The sequence below is a fragment of the Butyrivibrio hungatei genome (assembly GCF_001858005.1).
GTDB classification, from domain to species: domain Bacteria; phylum Bacillota; class Clostridia; order Lachnospirales; family Lachnospiraceae; genus Butyrivibrio; species Butyrivibrio hungatei.
Window position 1 is genome coordinate 1,273,265 of record NZ_CP017831.1, and the last position, 18,148, is coordinate 1,291,412.

The 18,148-nt window shown below is 40.1% G+C and carries 15 protein-coding genes; 14 read left to right on the plus strand and 1 reads right to left on the minus strand.

Going from position 1 to position 18,148, the window contains the following annotated elements; all coding sequences use genetic code 11:
* Positions 1-43: 43 nt before the first annotated feature.
* The 13 genes from groL (at position 44) to bhn_RS06170 (ending at position 15,248) form a co-directional block, all read left to right on the plus strand.
* Positions 44-1,666, plus strand: coding sequence for a chaperonin GroEL (gene groL / locus bhn_RS06110; RefSeq protein ID WP_071175862.1), 1,623 nt, complete (start codon positions 44-46; stop codon positions 1,664-1,666).
* Positions 1,667-2,095: 429 nt separating this feature from the next.
* Positions 2,096-3,544, plus strand: coding sequence for an aminotransferase class I/II-fold pyridoxal phosphate-dependent enzyme (locus tag bhn_RS06115; RefSeq protein WP_071175863.1), 1,449 nt, complete (start codon positions 2,096-2,098; stop codon positions 3,542-3,544).
* A gap of 210 nt (positions 3,545-3,754) precedes the next feature.
* A complete protein-coding gene (gene speE / locus bhn_RS06120; RefSeq protein WP_071177448.1) occupies positions 3,755-4,618 on the plus strand; it encodes a polyamine aminopropyltransferase in 864 nt (287 codons plus the stop codon).
* A gap of 103 nt (positions 4,619-4,721) precedes the next feature.
* Positions 4,722-5,984, plus strand: coding sequence for a saccharopine dehydrogenase family protein (locus bhn_RS06125; protein ID WP_071175864.1), 1,263 nt, complete (start codon positions 4,722-4,724; stop codon positions 5,982-5,984).
* 166 nt (positions 5,985-6,150) lie between these two features.
* Positions 6,151-7,197 (plus strand): SPFH domain-containing protein, encoded by a 1,047-nt coding sequence (locus tag bhn_RS06130; RefSeq protein WP_071177449.1) that lies wholly within the window; start codon positions 6,151-6,153, stop codon positions 7,195-7,197.
* Position 7,198: 1 nt separating this feature from the next.
* Positions 7,199-7,393 carry a PTS ascorbate transporter subunit IIC gene (locus tag bhn_RS06135; protein ID WP_071175865.1) on the plus strand — a complete coding sequence of 65 codons (195 nt, stop codon included), beginning with the start codon at positions 7,199-7,201 and terminating at the stop codon, positions 7,391-7,393.
* A gap of 24 nt (positions 7,394-7,417) precedes the next feature.
* Positions 7,418-8,146: an ABC transporter ATP-binding protein gene (locus bhn_RS06140; protein ID WP_071175866.1), complete on the plus strand. Its 729-nt coding sequence runs from the start codon at positions 7,418-7,420 to the stop codon at positions 8,144-8,146.
* Complete coding sequence (locus bhn_RS06145; RefSeq protein ID WP_071175867.1) at positions 8,136-9,749, plus strand: putative ABC transporter permease subunit; 1,614 nt, start codon at positions 8,136-8,138, stop codon at positions 9,747-9,749. Before bhn_RS06140 ends, bhn_RS06145 begins: the two co-directional genes overlap by 11 nt.
* Before the next feature lie 60 nt (positions 9,750-9,809).
* Positions 9,810-10,973, plus strand: a complete 1,164-nt coding sequence (gene nspC / locus bhn_RS06150; protein WP_071175868.1) for a carboxynorspermidine decarboxylase — start codon at positions 9,810-9,812, stop codon at positions 10,971-10,973.
* A 31-nt stretch (positions 10,974-11,004) separates the two neighbouring features.
* Complete coding sequence (gene aguA, locus bhn_RS06155; protein ID WP_071175869.1) at positions 11,005-12,243, plus strand: agmatine deiminase; 1,239 nt, start codon at positions 11,005-11,007, stop codon at positions 12,241-12,243.
* Between the two features lie 18 nt (positions 12,244-12,261).
* Positions 12,262-13,161 carry an N-carbamoylputrescine amidase gene (gene aguB, locus bhn_RS06160; protein WP_071175870.1) on the plus strand — a complete coding sequence of 300 codons (900 nt, stop codon included), beginning with the start codon at positions 12,262-12,264 and terminating at the stop codon, positions 13,159-13,161.
* Between the two features lie 33 nt (positions 13,162-13,194).
* On the plus strand, positions 13,195-14,016 hold the full coding sequence (locus bhn_RS06165; RefSeq protein WP_071175871.1) for a hypothetical protein: 822 nt from the start codon (positions 13,195-13,197) through the stop codon (positions 14,014-14,016).
* Positions 14,013-15,248, plus strand: coding sequence for an MFS transporter (locus bhn_RS06170; RefSeq protein WP_071175872.1), 1,236 nt, complete (start codon positions 14,013-14,015; stop codon positions 15,246-15,248). The genes bhn_RS06165 and bhn_RS06170 overlap by 4 nt, the downstream gene beginning before the upstream one ends.
* Before the next feature lie 54 nt (positions 15,249-15,302).
* Here the strand turns inward: bhn_RS06170 and hslO are convergent, their stop codons facing one another.
* Positions 15,303-16,190 carry an Hsp33 family molecular chaperone HslO gene (gene hslO, locus bhn_RS06175; RefSeq protein WP_071175873.1) on the minus strand — a complete coding sequence of 296 codons (888 nt, stop codon included), beginning with the start codon at positions 16,188-16,190 and terminating at the stop codon, positions 15,303-15,305.
* Positions 16,191-16,378: 188 nt separating this feature from the next.
* On the opposite strand from hslO, the gene bhn_RS06180 reads away from it, so the two are divergent.
* A complete protein-coding gene (locus bhn_RS06180; RefSeq protein ID WP_071175874.1) occupies positions 16,379-18,100 on the plus strand; it encodes a methyl-accepting chemotaxis protein in 1,722 nt (573 codons plus the stop codon).
* Positions 18,101-18,148: the final 48 nt, after the last annotated feature.

Genomic DNA, 18,148 nt, shown 5'->3' on the forward strand with positions numbered 1-18,148 from the left:
AGATTGCATAAAATCATTAAAATTTTTATCGGAGGCGATTAAAATGGCAAAGACAATTAAGTATGGTGCTGATGCCCGCACAGCTATGGTAGAGGGTGTTAATAAACTTGCAGATACAGTTAGAGTAACTATCGGACCTAAGGGAAGAAACGTAGTCCTTGATAAGAGCTATGGTGCTCCTACAATCACAAACGATGGTGTTACTATTGCAAAAGAGATCGAGCTTGAGGATGCTTATGAGAACATGGGCGCTCAGCTTGTAAAAGAAGTTGCTACAAAGACAAACGATGTTGCTGGTGATGGTACAACAACAGCTACAGTTCTTGCTCAGGCAATGATCAATGAAGGTGTTAAGAACCTTGCAGCAGGTGCTAACCCAATCGTTCTTAGAAAGGGTATGAAGAAGGCTACTGATGCAGCAGTTGCATCAATCGGCAAGATGGCTACAAAGGTTAAGGGCAAAGAGCAGATCATGAGAGTAGCAGCAGTTTCATCAGGAGATGATGAAGTTGGTCAGATGATCGCTGATGCTATGGAGAAGGTTTCTAACGATGGTGTTATCACAATCGAAGAGTCCAAGACAATGCAGACAGAGCTTGACCTTGTAGAAGGAATGCAGTTCGACAGAGGATACATTTCAGCATACATGGCTACAGATATGGACAAGATGGAAGCTAACCTTGAGGATCCATACATCCTTATCACAGACAAGAAGATTTCAAACATCCAGGATATCCTTCCACTTCTTGAGCAGATCGTTAAGACTGGTTCTAAGCTCCTTATCATCGCCGAGGATGTTGATGGTGAGGCTCTTACAACTCTTATCGTTAACAAGCTCCGTGGAACATTTAACGTAGTAGCTGTTAAGGCTCCTGGTTATGGTGACCGCAGAAAGGCTATGCTTGAGGATATCGCAATCCTTACAGGTGGTAAGGTTATTTCTTCAGACCTTGGCCTTGAGCTTAAGGATACAACAATGGATGATCTTGGTAGAGCTAAGAGCATCAAAGTTGAGAAAGAGAAGACAACAATCGTTGATGGCCTTGGCGCAAAGAAAGAGATCGAGGCTAGAGTATCTCAGATCAAGAAGCAGATTGAAGAGACAACATCAGATTTCGATAAAGAAAAGCTCCAGGAGAGACTTGCTAAGCTCGCTGGTGGTGTTGCAGTAATCAGAGTTGGTGCTGCTACAGAGACAGAGATGAAGGAAGCTAAGTACAGAATGGAAGACGCTCTCAACGCTACAAGAGCAGCAGTTGAGGAAGGCATCATCTTTGGTGGTGGTAGCGCATATATCCACGCATCTAAGGAAGTTGCTAAGCTTGCTGATTCTCTTGAAGGTGATGAGAAGACAGGTGCAAAGGTAGTTCTTAAGGCACTTGAGGCTCCATTATGGAACATTGCAAACAACGCAGGTCTTGATGGATCAGTTATCGTAAACAAGGTTAAAGAGTCTAAGCAGGGTGTTGGCTTCAACGCTTACTCAGAAGAGTATGTTGATATGGTTAAGGATGGAATCATCGACCCAGCTAAGGTTACAAGATCAGCTCTTCAGAATGCTACTTCAGTTGCATCAAGCTTCCTTACAACAGAAGCTGCAGTTGCTACTGTAAAAGAGCCAGTTCCTCCAATGCCAGCAGGAAATCCTGGAATGGGAATGATGTAAGCGATAACGAGTCAAACTCACGGAAAAAATATAAACATAAGCTCCGATAGGAGTTTCAAAATAGAAGGTGCGTGGTCCCAAGCTTGCTTGAAGGACCATGCGCCTTTTATTTTGAGAACATCGCGTTAGCGATGCTTGTTTATATTTGTGTGCGTGAGCTTGACGACAACGGATGATAAGGAAATTGCACAGCAATTTCCTTATATGAGCAGTCAAGTATCGTTTGAGATTTCGCTATATAACCGCCCACAAATTTTCTCCCTTCCCTTCAAAAAAATAATAATAAATTGTAAAAAATCTACTTTCATATTGAGTGAATTTATAGTAATATAACTTTACTGTGTAAATTAGATATTATAAGGGGTTGCACGTCAATTGGCGTGCTACTCCTTTTCGTATGTTTAGTGTAATTTTGGAGGGTATGAATAATTGGATCTTGAGAGACAAAAAAGAGCGCCAATTTATGAGGCTCTAGAGCGTTTTAGAAAGCAGCGAGTAGTACCATTTGATGTTCCCGGACACAAGAGAGGACGTGGTAACGCTGAACTTGTAAGTTTTCTTGGTGATAGATGTGTTGGGATTGATGTCAATTCTATGAAGCCACTTGATAATCTCTGTCATCCTGTTTCTGTTATCAAAGAGGCAGAAGAACTTATGGCTGATGCTTTTGGGGCAGCTCATGCTTTTATGATGGTAAATGGTACCACCAGTGCTGTACAGGCAATGGTTCTTTCTCATGTGAAGATGGGTGAGAAGATCATAATGCCTAGAAATGTGCATAAGAGTGCTATCAATGCTCTTATTCTTTGTGGTGCAGTTCCTGTTTATATTGATCCAAAGGTTGATACCAAGCTTGGTATTCCACTTGGAATGGAAATAGCAGATGTTCGTAAAGCTGTAGAAGAAAACCCAGATGCTAAGGCTATTCTCATCAATAACCCTTCATATTACGGTATCTGCTCAGATCTTAAGGCTATCGTGGAGCTTGCTCATGAACATGGCATGAAGGCTCTTGTTGATGAAGCGCACGGTACTCACCTTTACTTTGGCCCACATCTTCCACTTAATGCTATGGCAGCTGGAGCAGATATGGCAGCCATCAGTATGCACAAGTCAGGTGGAAGTCTTACTCAGAGTTCAATCCTTCTGTGTGGACCAGATGCTAATATCGGTTACATCAGCAGGATCGTTAACCTTACTCAGACTACAAGTGCTAGTTACCTCTTACTTGGAAGCCTTGATATTTCCAGACGTAACCTTGCACTTAACGGATATAACAGTTTCGAGAAAGTTACCAAGATGGCTCAGTATGCCAGAGAAGAGATCAATGATATCGGCGGTTACTATGCTTATGGCAACGAGCTTAAAAATGGCGGAAGCATCTTTGATTTCGATGAGACTAAACTTGTAGTTAATACAAGGAGTATCGGCCTTACAGGTATTGAAGTATATGACCTTCTTCGTGATGAATATGACATTCAGATGGAATTTGGAGATCTCTCAAATGTAATGGCCTATATTTCAATCGGTGACAGACTTCAGGATATCGAGCGTCTTGCCGGAGCCCTTGCAGATATAAGGAGACTCTACTCCAAGCCAGAACAGAGCTTTTTCTCTGCAGAGTACATTACACCTATAGTTAAGGCAACTCCGCAGGAGGCCTTCTATGCAGAAAAGGAACAGCTCCCTATCGATCAATGTGTTGGCCGTATCAGTGCTGAGTCAGTAATGTGCTATCCACCAGGAATTCCAATCCTTTCACCAGGAGAAGTTATTTCTGAGGATATTTTGGACTACATTAAGACGGCCATGGTTAAAGGCTGTTCAATGCAGGGACCTGAGAGTGAAGATATTTCAGCACTATTTGTTTTAAAATAGTTTGTAAATTAAGATTATTAGTTAGTATAGATGTTGATGTGAATAATCGAAATAATTACATGATTGATTTTGCAGTATTTGAAAACGTCAGTACTTAGGTTCTGTTTTTTTAGAACCTTAGTACTGCTACGTTTTCAACTAAGCGAAAGCGTCTGCAAAACAATCATGTAATATTTCGAATAAGGACACAAGGAGGTAGACATGGCTGAGATGGATTATTGGTTCAGTGATATGCACACTGGAAATGTCAAAATAAGTATCAGGATCAGCAAGCAGTTATTTTCTGGAAGCAGTGAATTTCAGAGAATAGACGTTTTCGATTCACCTGAATTTGGAAAGTTTTTGACTTCAGACGGAAATATTATTTTTTCAGAAAAAGATGAATTCACATATGACGAGATGATCGTTCATGTTCCTATGGCAGTACACCCTAAGGTACAGCGAGTTCTGGTACTTGGTGGAGGAGACGGCGGCGTAGCCAGAGAGCTGTGCCACTATGATGAGATCAAGGTCATCGACGTAGTAGAGCCTGACAATATGTTTGTGGATGTTTGTAAGCAGTTCTTCCCGGACAATGCTGTTGGACTTGAGGATGACAGAGTTCATATCTATTATCAGGATGGACTTAAATACCTTCGTAAGTGTGAAGATATGTATGACCTTATCATCAACGATGCTACAGAACCTTTAGGACATGAAGCAGGTCTTTTCACAAAAGAGTTCTATGGCAGCTGCTACAAGGCTCTTCACGATGATGGAATCATGGTCTATCAGCATGGCAGTCCATTCTATGATGAGGATGAAGAGAGCTGCAGAGCAATGCACAGAAAGGCATACAGAGTATTTCCTGTAAACAGAGTTTATCAGGCACATATTCCTACATGCCCGGCAGGTTACTGGCTCTTTGGATTTGCAAGTAAGAAGTATCATCCACTTAAGGATTTCAATCCTGACAGATGGGATGAGAGAGGTATTAAGACCTGGTATTATACAACTCACCTTCACAAGGGAGCTTTCATGCTACCAAAGTATGTTGAGGATCTTCTTCAAGAGGAAGAAGATATGTCTAGGTAAGCTGAGAGGACTTAGCGAAGTATTTTTGAGCTTAGCCCGAACGTGTTCCGGCGAGTGAAACGAGAGCGGAACTTCATCTTTTTAATTTAGTAGGAGGAATATAATGAGTAAATTACTAGTTATTGGTTGCGGCGGTGTTGCGCAGGTTGCAATTCAGAAGTGCGCACAGAACAGCAAGATTTTCACAGAGATGTGTCTTGCAAGCAGAACAGTTTCTAAGTGCGATGCCCTTAAGGATAAGCTTGAGAAACAGGGAACACCAGTTAAGATAACAACAGCAACAGTTAATGCTGATGATGTTAAGGATGTAGTAAGAGTTATCAAGGAGTATCAGCCAGATGCTGTACTTAACGTAGCTCTTCCATATCAGGATCTTGCTATCATGGATGCTTGTCTTGAGTGCAAGGTTGACTATATCGATACAGCTAACTACGAGCCAGAGGATACAGATGAGCCTGTATGGCGCGCAGCTTACGAGAAGAGATGTAAAGAGAAGGGCTTCACAGCATACTTTGATTACAGCTATCAGTGGGCATACATGGATAAGTTCAAGGAGGCAGGTATCACAGGTCTTCTTGGAACAGGATTTGATCCAGGTGTTACAAGTGTATTTGTTGCTTACGCAAAGAAGCACTATTTTGATGAGATCGAGTCTGTAGATATCCTTGACTGCAACGGCGGTGACCACGGATATGCATTTGCTACAAACTTTAATCCAGAGATCAACCTTCGTGAAGTGAGCGCAAACGGAAGCTATTGGGAGAATGGCAAGTGGGTTGAGACAAGGCCTATGGAGATCAAGAGAGAGTATGACTTCCCTCAGGTAGGTCAGAAGGATATGTACCTTCTTCACCACGAGGAAATCGAGGCTCTTGGACGTAATTTCCCAGAGATCAAGAGAATCAGATTCTTCATGACATTTGGTCAGAGCTATCTTGATCACATGAGATGTCTTGAGGATGTTGGAATGCTTTCAACAACTCCTATCAAGTTTGAAGGTAAGGACATCGTTCCTATTCAGTTCCTTAAGGCTCTTTTACCAGATCCAGCAAGCCTTGGACCTAGAACAGTTGGTAAGACTAATATCGGTTGTATCTTCCGCGGCAAGAAGGATGGTAAAGAAAAGACTCTTTACATCTACAATGTCTGCGACCATCAGGAATGCTACAAGGAGCTTGGTAGCCAGGCTATCAGCTACACAACAGGTGTTCCAGCTATGATTGGTACAGCACTTGTTCTCTCAGGACAGTGGAAGAAACCAGGTGTATTCACAACTGATGAGTTTGATCCAGATCCATATATGGAGATGCTCAATGAGTTCGGACTTCCATGGGTAGTTGATGAAAACCCAGTATTAGTTGACTAATTTCATAAATAAAACTTTAGGATCCCTCCAATAGATTGGCTATTGGAGGGATTTTTTATTGCGACAGGCAATATTGACAAAAAGAATAATAATGATATCATAATGATATCAAGAATATTCAACAGAAGTTTTATTCACAAATGGAGGTATAGACGTGAACGAAAATATCAAAGAAAAAGTTATAAGTGGCCACAAAAATGGCATGACTATGCTACTAGTTGGAATTTTACTATATGCATTAGCATTTGGTGGAGTAGTCTTTTCAGCAGTATACATGGAAAATGGCGGCACAGGATTCATGGGAACAGGACTTTTTACAATCTGTCTTATTTACCTTTGCGTAGGCTGGTTATTATTCCTTGGACTTGAGGTTTTAAAGCCAGGAGAAGCTCTTGTACTTACTCTTTTTGGTAAATACATTGGAACACTTAAGGGTGATGGGTTCTTTTTTGTTAATCCTTTTGCTACAGCATTTAATCCTGCTGCAGATACCAAGCTTGGACAGAGCGGAGACATTTCTGATGGCAAGAAAAACGCTGTTGCATCTGCTCTTACAATTCAGGCAACAGGTACTTCATCTGGGATCAAGGCTGGTTCATCCAAAAAGATCTCTCTTAAGGTTATGACTCTTAGCAATTCAAAGCAGAAGGTTAATGATGTTCTTGGTAATCCTGTAGAAATTGCTGTAGCAGTTATGTGGAAGGTTACAGATACTGCAAAAGCCGTATTTGCAGTAGATAATTTCAAAGAGTATCTTTCTCTTCAGTGCGATTCAGCTGTTAGAAATGTAGTTAAGCTTTATCCTTATGACATTACAGAAAATGTTGATACAACCGGTGATGGAAAGGCAGATGACGGAAGCCTTAGAGGATCAACAGAAGTTGTTGCCAATAGAATTAAAGATGAAATTCAGTCAAAGGTTTCAGACGCAGGTCTTGAGATTGTTGATGCTAGGATCACATATCTTGCTTATGCTCCAGAGATTGCAGCAGCTATGCTTCAGAGACAGCAGGCTTCAGCTGTAGTTGATGCCAGAAAGCTTATTGTTGACGGTGCAGTAGGCATGGTAGAAATGGCACTTGAGAGACTTAATGAAAAACAGATGGTACAGCTCGATGAGGAGCGCAAGGCAGCGATGGTATCAAACCTCCTCGTAGTGCTGTGTGGTAATCATGATGCTCAGCCAATTGTAAATTCAGGAAGCCTTTACTAATATGGCAGAGAAAAAACAGGTTCCGCTTCGTCTGAATGAAAATCTCTACAATGCTATTGCTGCCTGGGCTGAAGATGACTTTCGATCAGTGAACGGACAGATAGAATATTTACTTACAGAGTGTGTGAAACAGCGAAAAAAAGACGGAAAATATGTGGGACAGAATATTGATGTTCCACCAAAGTTTGATATCTGAGTTTTTGGACAGGAGAAAAGAGTTATGGGACAGAATGTAGTACTTGATATTAAGCATTATTCAAAATCGTATGGAGCTTCTAAGAAAGCTGCAAACGATATAAATCTAACAGTAGAAAGTGGAGATATTTACGGCTTTATTGGACATAATGGAGCAGGTAAGTCCACAACTATCAGAGCTGTTGTTGGAGTTCTTGATTTTGATGAGGGAGAGATCTTTATTGATGGTCATTCAGTAAAAGATGAGCCACTTGAATGTAAGAAATTAACAGCATATATTCCTGATAATCCAGATCTTTATGAGAACCTTACTGGAATACAGTATTTGAACTTTATTGCAGATGTTTTTGAGATCGATGAGGAAAAGAGACAGACTCTCATAAAGAAGTATGCTGACATGTTTGAGATAACAGATTCTTTGGGAGACCTCATCAGTTCATATTCACACGGAATGAAGCAGAAGGTTGCTATTATCTCAGCGCTTATCCATGAGCCAAAGCTTATGGTTTTAGATGAGCCTTTTGTAGGCCTTGACCCAAAAGCTTCATTTACTCTCAAGCAGATCATGCATGATATGTGTGAAAATGGAGCAGCAGTCTTTTTCTCAACACATGTACTTGATGTTGCAGAAAAGCTTTGCAACAAGATCGCTATCATCAAAAATGGCGAGATAATTGAAAAGGGTACAATGGAAGAACTGACACAGGGCCAGTCTTTGGAATCAGTATTCCTGGAGGTGGAGGATGAAAAGTAAGAACATTATATTACTTAAGACTCTTCTTCTTTCTACCAGCCTATCCAATATCAGTAAATACAGTACTGACAAGAAAAAGAAGGGCAGAAGCGTAGCTGGTTTTTTTGGAATGCTAATACTCTTTGCTATGCTCATAATTTATTCAAGCTTAGGCTGCATTGGCCTTGGCGTCACAGGATATATCAGCGTTGTTCCTACAATATGCGCTGTAACAGTTTCATCTATTGCCTTTGTATTTACATTTTTTAAGACCAATGGATATCTTTTTAACTTTAAAGAGTACGATATGCTCATGGCTCTTCCTTTTAAGGTAAAAGACATTGCTATGTGCAGATTCTTTTACATGTATGTTAAGAGCCTTCCTTGGTACGCAGTTGTATCACTTACAATGATGGTCTGCTATGGTATCTTTTCAAAGGCTGCATTTTGGATATATCCTTTGTGGATCTGCCTTGCTTTGTTTATTCCGATCATTCCGATGCTTATTGCTTCATTTATTGGATTTCTTATAGCCAAGGTCAGCTCTGGATTTGAGAAAAAGAATACTATCCAAACAGTTCTTACGCTTATCTTCGTTATGTTTTGCTTTTCACTTTCATACATAATCGAAGCAGTTGCCAAGAATAACTCTGGAGTGGATATTGCAGTAGCCTTTGATGAGTTCAATAAAAAGGTCGATGCATATTATTTTCCAGCAGCTCTTTTCTCAAAGGCGGTCACACTTGTTGGAGAGTGTAAGATAGCCGGCCTTTTATATGCAGTATTATTTGTGGCAGTATCAGTTCTTTTGCTGATGGCAGTATTTACCATAGTTGGTAAGAATTACAGGAAGATCAATTCTGCCCTTAAGAGTCATGTGGCTAGGAAAGATTACAAGCTCTCTGGTCAAAAGAAAAAGAGTGTTCTGAACACTCTTGCTTATAAAGAGTTTAGGAGATTCATGGGCTCAACTAATTACTGCGTTAACGTAGGAGTTGGCGTTGTAATGGCTTTGATTGCTGGAATAGCGGTTTTGATCGTTGGCTTTGACAAGGTGGTATATGTTGTCACTAAAGGAGCTCCAATACCTACTGACATCCTGCACCCAGCGATTCCTTTGTTTGTTTATTTCCTAGTGGGAATGCTCTCATCAGTAGCTAGTTCTCCATCTCTTGAAGGCAAGAACTACTGGATAGTGCAGAGCCTTCCACTTGAAAAGAAGACTATCTATCAGGGCAAGATGCTTTTTAACATGTACCTTACAGTTCCTGCTGTAGTCTTTGGAATTCTTTGCTTTTGCATTTCTGCTAAGGTACCTTTGATAAACACAGTTCTTTATTTGGTACTTGGACTTGTTCTATGTGCTTTTTCCACTACATTCGGATGTGTATGTGGTATCAAGTTTATGAGGCTTGATTGGGAAAATGAGATAGAGGTTATCAAGCAGGGAGCAGCAGTTTGTTCCTACATGTTTTCAAATATGCTATTCACCATGCTACTTATGGTACTTGTGGTATGGCTTGGAACTGTTACAAATGCCAACATAGTTACTATTTGCCTGATACTTGTTGAATGTATTCTTACAAGCGTGTGTTATACATTAGTTTTAAGGCTTGCTAAATGATTTGTGCTATACTATAGTGGATGATCTGCGGGTCATCCACTATTTATTTTTGAGGAAAATATGAAGATAGAAAATATAAATACACCTGCATATGTTATTGATGAAAAAAAGCTAAGAGAAAATCTAGAGGTCCTAAAGAGGGTTCAGGATGAATCTGGAGCCAGGATACTTCTTGCGCAGAAGGCTTTTTCTGCATATAAGACATATCCACTTGTGGCAAAATATCTTACAGGAGCAACAGCCTCCGGACTTTATGAGGCAAGGCTTGCTTATGAGGAACTTATGCCATGTGATGCAAATGGCAAGAAGCTTGAAAATCACGTATTTGAGCCAGCTTTTAAGGATGAAGAGTTTGAGGAGGTTGTGGGCATTGTAGATCACATTGTCTTTAATTCTTTAAATCAGCTTGAGCATCATAGAAAAGTGTGGGAAAAGAAAGTTGAAGAAGGTAGGTTATCTGTTGGACTTAGGATAAATCCTGAATATAGTACCCAGGATGGACATGAGATTTATGACCCTTGTGCACCGGGATCAAGGCTGGGTATCAGAAGAGTAGATATGCCTGATGTCCTTCCTGATGGCGTAGAGGGACTTCATTTCCATACTTTATGCGAGCAGGGATTTGAGCCGCTTAAAGAAACTTTTGAAAGAGTTGAAAAGGACTTTGCAAAGTTCTTTAAACAGATCAAGTGGATCAACCTTGGCGGTGGGCATCATATTACAAGAGAAGGCTATGATGTTGAGGGACTTATTGAACTTGTTAAGAGAATAAGAGATACCTACGGTGTGGAAGTATATCTTGAGCCTGGAGAAGCAATTGCTCTTGATGCCGGATATCTTGTGACTACTGTAATGGATATAGTTGAAACTGAGAAGTATCCTGTTCTCATACTAGATACATCAGCAGCCTGCCATATGCCAGATGTACTTGAGATGCCCTACAGACCACCTCTAAGAGACTCTGGGGAAGCTGGTGAAAAGACTTATACCTACAGATTATCGTCAAGAACCTGCCTCGCAGGTGATGTCATCGGAGACTTTAGCTTTGATGATAAAAAAGAAATTGGCGACAGGCTTGTATTTGAAGATATGGCTATTTACAGCATGGTAAAGAATAATACCTTCAATGGAATGGCACTTCCTGATATAGATATCATGCATGAGGATGGAAGCATAGAAGTACTAAAGACTTTTGGATATCAGGATTTTAAGTGTAGACTTTAACCTATATTAAGAATAAGACAAGGACATAGACATGAATAAAATTACTACTACACCGTCAAAAGACGGTTTTATGATGCCTGCTGAATTTTCAAAGCATTTTGGTACATTGATGATCTATCCAACAAGGCCGGGAAGCTGGGGGAAAGATAGAACTGACGCGCTAAAGAGCTTTTCTAAGATCTTTTTGGAAATCGTAAAAAGAGAACGACTCTTTTTGCTTGCAGATGAGGGGCATTACGAAGAGGCTGTTAAGGTCCTTTACGATGTGACCAAGGATTACTGTGAAGAACTCAAGGAAAATGGTGGCTACGAAAAAGAGTTCCAGCGTCTTTTTAAAGAATCGGATCTGCCAAAGGACGTAAGCGAAGATGATGTTCTTTTGGAAGACCTTTTAGATGACAGATGCGTTGTCCTTCCTATAGAATCAGATGATTCCTGGGCAAGGGATGTGGGACCAACATTTGTATGTGATAAAAAGCGTAGTCTCCGCGGTATCAACTGGAGTTTTAATGCCTGGGGCGGCGAAGTGGATGGACTTTATGCATCCTGGGATAAGGATGATAAGGTCGCAGAGAGATTTTGCAAAGCTCTGGATACAGATATGTATGATGCGGCGCCATTTGTATTAGAGGGCGGCTCAATTCACGTTGACGGCGAAGGAACCGCAATGGTTACTGAGAGTTGCCTTTTAAGTGCAGGCAGAAACCCATCAATGACCAAAGAGCAGATAGAACAGAAGCTTAAAGATTATCTTTGTGTGAAAAAAGTTTTGTGGCTTCCTCGTGGAATATATAACGATGAGACCAATGAACATGTGGATAACGTCTGCGCATTTACAGCGCCTGCAGAGGTGGTCCTTGCCTGGACAGATGATGAGAAGGACCCTCAGTATGAACTATCTAAGGCATGTCTTGATTATCTTGAAAAGGAAACTGATGCAAAAGGCAGAAAAATAAAGGTACATAAACTTCCTATTCCTGATCATCCAGTTCTCGTAAGTGATAAGGATCTTTCAAACTATGAGTTTGAAGAGGGAGAAGATATGAGAGAAGCTGGCGAGCGCCTTGCAGCTAGTTATGTGAACTATTACTATGTAAATGGCGCCGTGCTGGTTCCTCAATTTGGTGGAGAAAATTCAGATAGTGATAAAAGAGCTATTGAAATACTTAAGGAACTGTGTAAGGATAGAGAGGTTGTTGGAATTCCTGCTAGAGCTATTCTTTTAGGTGGTGGCAATATCCACTGCATTACGCAGCAGATTCCAGGATAATTTGTAAGAGGAAAATATATGGCAAATAAAATTAGAGTAGCCTGCATTCAGTATGCTTGCGGCAAAGTAGCTGCTAATGATAGCAAGCAGGTTCAAAACAGCATAAATAAGGCAGAAGAGCTTGTTAGAAAGGCAGCTTCCAATGGAGCCAAGATCATTCTTTTATCAGAGCTCTTTGAGAGAAAGTATTTCTGCCAGGAAAGACGCTATGATTACTATGATCTGGCACTTCCTATTTCTGAGAATCCTGCAGTACTTCACTTTCAGAAGGTGTGTAAAGAGCTTAAGGTTGTAATGCCAATAAGTGTATATGAGAAGGATGGAAACACCTTCTATAACTCTGTAGCTATGATAGACGCAGATGGCACAAACCTTGGAACCTATAGAAAGACCCATATTCCGGATGATCACTACTATCAGGAGAAATTTTATTTTACACCTGGTAATACAGGCTTTAAGGTGTTTGAAACTGAATATGGCAGAGTTGGTGTAGGCATCTGCTGGGATCAGTGGTTTCCAGAGACTGCAAGGTGCCTTGCTCTTAAGGGTGCAGATATTATTCTTTATCCAACTGCTATTGGTTCCGAGCCAATACTTGAAGTTGATTCTTCAGGACACTGGATGCGCACAATGCAGGGACATTCTGCGGCTAATATTATTCCAGTTGCTGCAGCTAACAGAATTGGAAGAGAAGATGTTGAGCCATCAGAGGAAAATGGCGGACAAAAGTCCAGCCTTACCTTCTATGGAAACAGCTTCCTTACTGATGAAACAGGAGATCTTCTTGCAAGAGCAAGCCGTGATCAGGAAGAAATCATCTATGCTGAGTACGACTTCGATGAGATCAGAAGAAACCGTTCTTCCTGGGGACTATTTAGAGATAGAAGACCAGAGTGCTATTCAGAAATTACTAAGTGATAATTTATTAGAAGGTAAAAAGGAATATCAGACATGAATATTGAGGCTTATTTTAATCCTGATTTTACACTTGTAAAAAAACTTATTTTCTTGCTTATGACATTTGCAGCCATTGGACTGTGCGTACTTATAATCTATGGCATTTCAGTAGCGATAGCTCAGAGATACAATGAGAAACATAGAGATGAGTATCTAAGAGAAGATTTTGATGTGAGAATCCATAAGCTCTTTGAGATGATCATTTCCGGAACTTCGGTAATGTCTTTTTCCTGCGCTTATGTCATCATTAATCATGTATATGCACTTTATGAAAAAGGCGTTATAGGTGGTCTAACAGAGGCTGAGGCGACTTTCATCCAGGCATGGGCTGATGGTAAGGATTTTATGCTGCTTCTCCTTATCTGTTTGTCCTGCGTCATCAACTCTATTCTTGATGCTATCATTATCCCTTTAAAGCTTCTTACAGGTGAAGAGAAGGCTACCATGAGAATGCTTGGAATGTTCTATGTGATCATTCTTCTTGTTTTCTTAAATGCAATAGGTGATGGCAGTCAGTATGGACCGGTAATGATGTATTATTTCGGCCTTATGATCGGTAGATTTGTATATTTTGACGCTTCATTCAAGGATTTTATTGAAAACATCAAGAGAGTATTCCTGAATCTTCCATATCTATTAACAAGCCTTGCACTAACGGCTGTTCTTGGAGGCCTTGGTTTTCAACTTGGATATTTCCTTGAGAGAAATTACTACATTGTAGGTATCTTTTATGCCCACCTGTTTATGCTTGTTTGCATAACACTCATTCATTATGGCAAGGCTATCATTGACCTTGCTACAAGGAAAAAGACATGAAAATTTTTACTCAATATAAAGGATTAAAGAAAGAAAACTATATTCTCTTTCTTGGGAGGATAGTTACAAATCTTGGAGCCATGATCTGGCCCATGATGACGCTTATCCTAAATAAAAAACTTGGTTTAAATGCCGCAGAAACGGCGACATTCATAATTGTTTCAGGAATAATGTTTTTACCTGCCAATCTGGTTGGCGGACATCTCGCAGATAAATACAATAAGAAGAGAGTTATAATATATTGTGACATCGTATCTATTATTTTGTTTGTAATAAGCGGACTGATGCCACTTTCTTTTTATTCTCTGTGTGTTTTGCTGGTGGGAGCTCTTTTTCAGACTTTGGAGGGACCTGCATATCAGGCACTTGTGGCTGCTATTACACCGGCGGAAAAAAGAGAAAAGGCTTTTTCACTATTGTATCTTGGATCCAACATTGGTCTTATAATGTCACCAACACTTGCTGGATTTTTGTTTAATGATTATTTGTGGCTTTGCTTTATAATAAGCGGTCTTGCCATATCTGTATCAACTGTTCTCATAGGTCTTTTTGTAAAAAATCCAGAGAGTGAAGATGAAGTCATAAGCTCAGATGGGGAAAAAGAAGAAAACAAAGAAGCTGATAAGCAGAATATATTAAAGATCATAAGAGCCAGTAAGAGTCTTATATTGTTTATCATAGCCTTTAGCTTTTATCAGGGCGCTTATTCACAATTTGGATATCTGATGCCCCTTGATATTTCAAAGGCTTATCCGGAAAATGGTTCTCTTATCTATGGCACAGTTAATAGTGTTAACTGCATAATAGTAGTTCTTTGTACGCCGCTTCTGACAATGCTTCTTGAGAAAATGCCACTTCCCAAAAAGTATGCCTTAGGTACGCTTCTTCAGACCATAAGCTTTGGAATGTTCTTATTATCCTTTGGCGTGATCGCCGGCTACTATGTTTCTATTACAATGTTCACTTTAGGTGAGATACTTACAACTGTAGTGATCGGCGCTTATTTATCAGAGAGAGTTCCGGAAAACTATAGAGGCAGAATCTACGGAGTTACAAGTTTTACCTCTGCATTTATGAGCGGAGTAGTTCAGTATGTCAGTGGAAGTCTATTTGACAATATCGGAACAGGGCCTGCCTGGATATTCTCTATAGTGATGACAATGATAGCAGTTGTGGCTTCATTTGTCCTGGTAAAAACAGATAGAAAAGAATTTAGTGATCTTTATACCTGAAAATAAAGTAAAAGCGTTTTGTAGAATAAACTACAAAACGCTTTTTCCAAATAATTATTTAGCCTTTTCTTTGATGGCTTTAAGTTCATCAATTGAAAAAGTATATGCTTTATTACAGAAGTGACAGCAAACTTCGATTTCTTTTCCATCATCTATCATTTCCTGAATATCTTTTTTACCGATCAGCATAAGAGCTCTTTCTACGCGGTCCTTGTCACAGTTACAGTAGAAGTTAAGATCGGTCTTTTCAGTAAACTCAATATCAAAGCCGTCTAAAACGATGTTCAAAAGCTCTTCTGGAGTCTTGCCAGCCTTTAGGATATCTGTAACAGAAGAGAACTTCTGAAGATTGAACTCAAGGTGAGTAATGGTCTGTTCATCAGCAAAAGGAAGAAGCTGAATGATAAATCCGCCAGCAGCTATAACTGAGAGATTTTCTCTTTCAACTAAAACTCCAAGACCTACTGATGAAGGTGTCTGCTCGGATTTGGTAAAGTAGTATGTAAGATCCTCAGCAACTTCGCCTGAGTATAAAGGAACCTGACCAACATATGGTTCTTTCATGCCCATATCACGGATAACAGTAAGAGTACCTTCGCCGATACCACCGCCAACATTAAGGTGTCCCTGAGCATTTGGCTCCATGATAACGTAAGGATTAACAGCATATCCCTTAACATTGCCGTGTCTGTCTGCTGTTGCAAGAACTCCCTTTAAAGGACCATCACCGTCCATTTTGACTGTGATAAGGTCATCGTCATTGTCCATCATTGTTCCCATCATAACTGTACCTGTCATGAGTCTTCCAAGTGCAGCTGCCGCAATAGGAGATAAGTTGTGGGCTTTTCTAGCATATTCTGAAAGGTCTCTGGTTGTTGCTGCAAAGGCTCTTATCTGAGCATTTCCAGCAGTTGCACGGACCATATAATCTTTATAAGACATATTCAAACCTCTTTTCTATAATCATGAATCATTGAACCTAGTTATGATAAATGATTTTTATTTTAGTGTAAACCTGTGCAGAGAAAAAATTATTTTGGAAATAACTATAATATATTATTTTATTTTTCCGATATAAATATAAGAATTATTTTATAAATTTTACGCTATGAGGAGGCGGGATTTTTATCATGGATGAAAAAGTAAGGAATGGGAAAGTTGTTGTCAAGCTGGTTATTGCGGCAGTTGCAGCTGTAATAGGTATATCAGTTGTGCTCACTGTCATAAGTGGTATCAGGACTAAGGATGTTTACAATGACATGCTTCAGGAGGAACTAAAGATAGCGGTTAAGCAGCTTGAGAGCGAGATGAACCAGATATGGGATGGCGAATGGAGTTATGCAGATGGGGTTGTCTACAAAGGAGAGCAGGACGTAACCTCAGATTATGAAACAATAATGGATGACATGAAGAAAGAGACTGGCGTTGAGTATTCTGTTATTTATGGAAAAGAGAGGGTTATCACAACTCTCAAAACTTCTTCTGGAAATAAGGCAACTGGAGTTAATATTCCTGATAAGATTTATGACACTGTTGTAAAGAACAAACAGGATTATTATTCTAAGACTGTTCCTGCAGGGGTTTCAACAAGCTATTATTGTTACTATGCACCACTTAAGAATGATGACGGAACAGTTATTGGTATGGTGTTTGCAGCAAGAGAGAGTAAAAAGGTTGATGCTTCCATCGGTGACATCATAGCTCAGATGGCTATTACTTCTATCATTCTTGCAATTCTTCTTTCGCTTGTCGGTATACTGTGCACTAACAAGGTTTCAGTCAAGATGAAAGAAATAGCAAATGAACTTGGAAATCTTTCAAAGGGTGAACTTGCTCTTAACATAGATGAGACTTCACTTAAGAGAAATGACGAGATTGGTCTTTTGGCTGATGGAGCAAGGACACTTAGTCAGAAGCTTGGGGATGTCATAAGACAGACAACAGAGATGTCAAATGAGCTTAAGACATCAGGCTCAGAGCTTTCAACATCTGCTAATCAGGCTTCAAATGCATCAACTCAGGTTAGCCAGGCTGTAGATGATATTGCTAAGGGCGCTGTTACACAGGCTGAGAGCATAGAGACAGCAGCAGGCAATACTCAGACTATTGGAAAAGATATTGATGAAGTAGCTCAGAACGTAGAGCAGCTCAATGAATATGCAGGCGAGATGAGAACAACCTGTGAAGCAGCTATGGGATCACTTATTAAGCTTATTGATCAGAGCAACGAAGTAAAAGATTCTGTAAGTGATATCGGCAATACTATTCAGTCAACAAATAAGTCAGCAAGACAGATTTCAGAGTTCTCTGAAGCAATTACAGAGATTGCATCTCAGACAAACCTCCTTTCACTTAATGCTTCTATTGAGGCGGCAAGAGCTGGTGAAGCAGGAAGAGGCTTTGCAGTAGTTGCATCTGAGATTGGTAAGCTTGCTGTACAGAGTAGTAATTCTGCAGAAGAGATCAAGAAGATCGTAGAACAGCTTGTTGCTGATTCTGAGGCATCTGTAGAAGTCCTTGAGAGACTTAACAGCAGCTTTGATATGCAGTCAGAACATCTTGATGATACCAAATCTAATATGCAGAGCATGGCAGAAAACGTAAATAATGTTACAAACAGCACAGGTAACATTTCACAGCACGTTGAAAAGCTCAATACTGCAAAGGATGAGCTTGTTGAGATCATCGCTGATCTTTCAGCTATTTCAGAAGAGAACGCTGCTTCAACTGAGGAAACAAATGCTTCTATGCAGGAGCTTAATGCTACATTCTCACTTATTACTGAGTCTGCAGCTAAACTTCAGGACCTTGCAGGAGAGATGACAGACGTTATCAGCTATTTCAAGATCTGATAAAGAGCAAGATAATAACAGTTTTGGGCAATAATAGAGATATTCTTG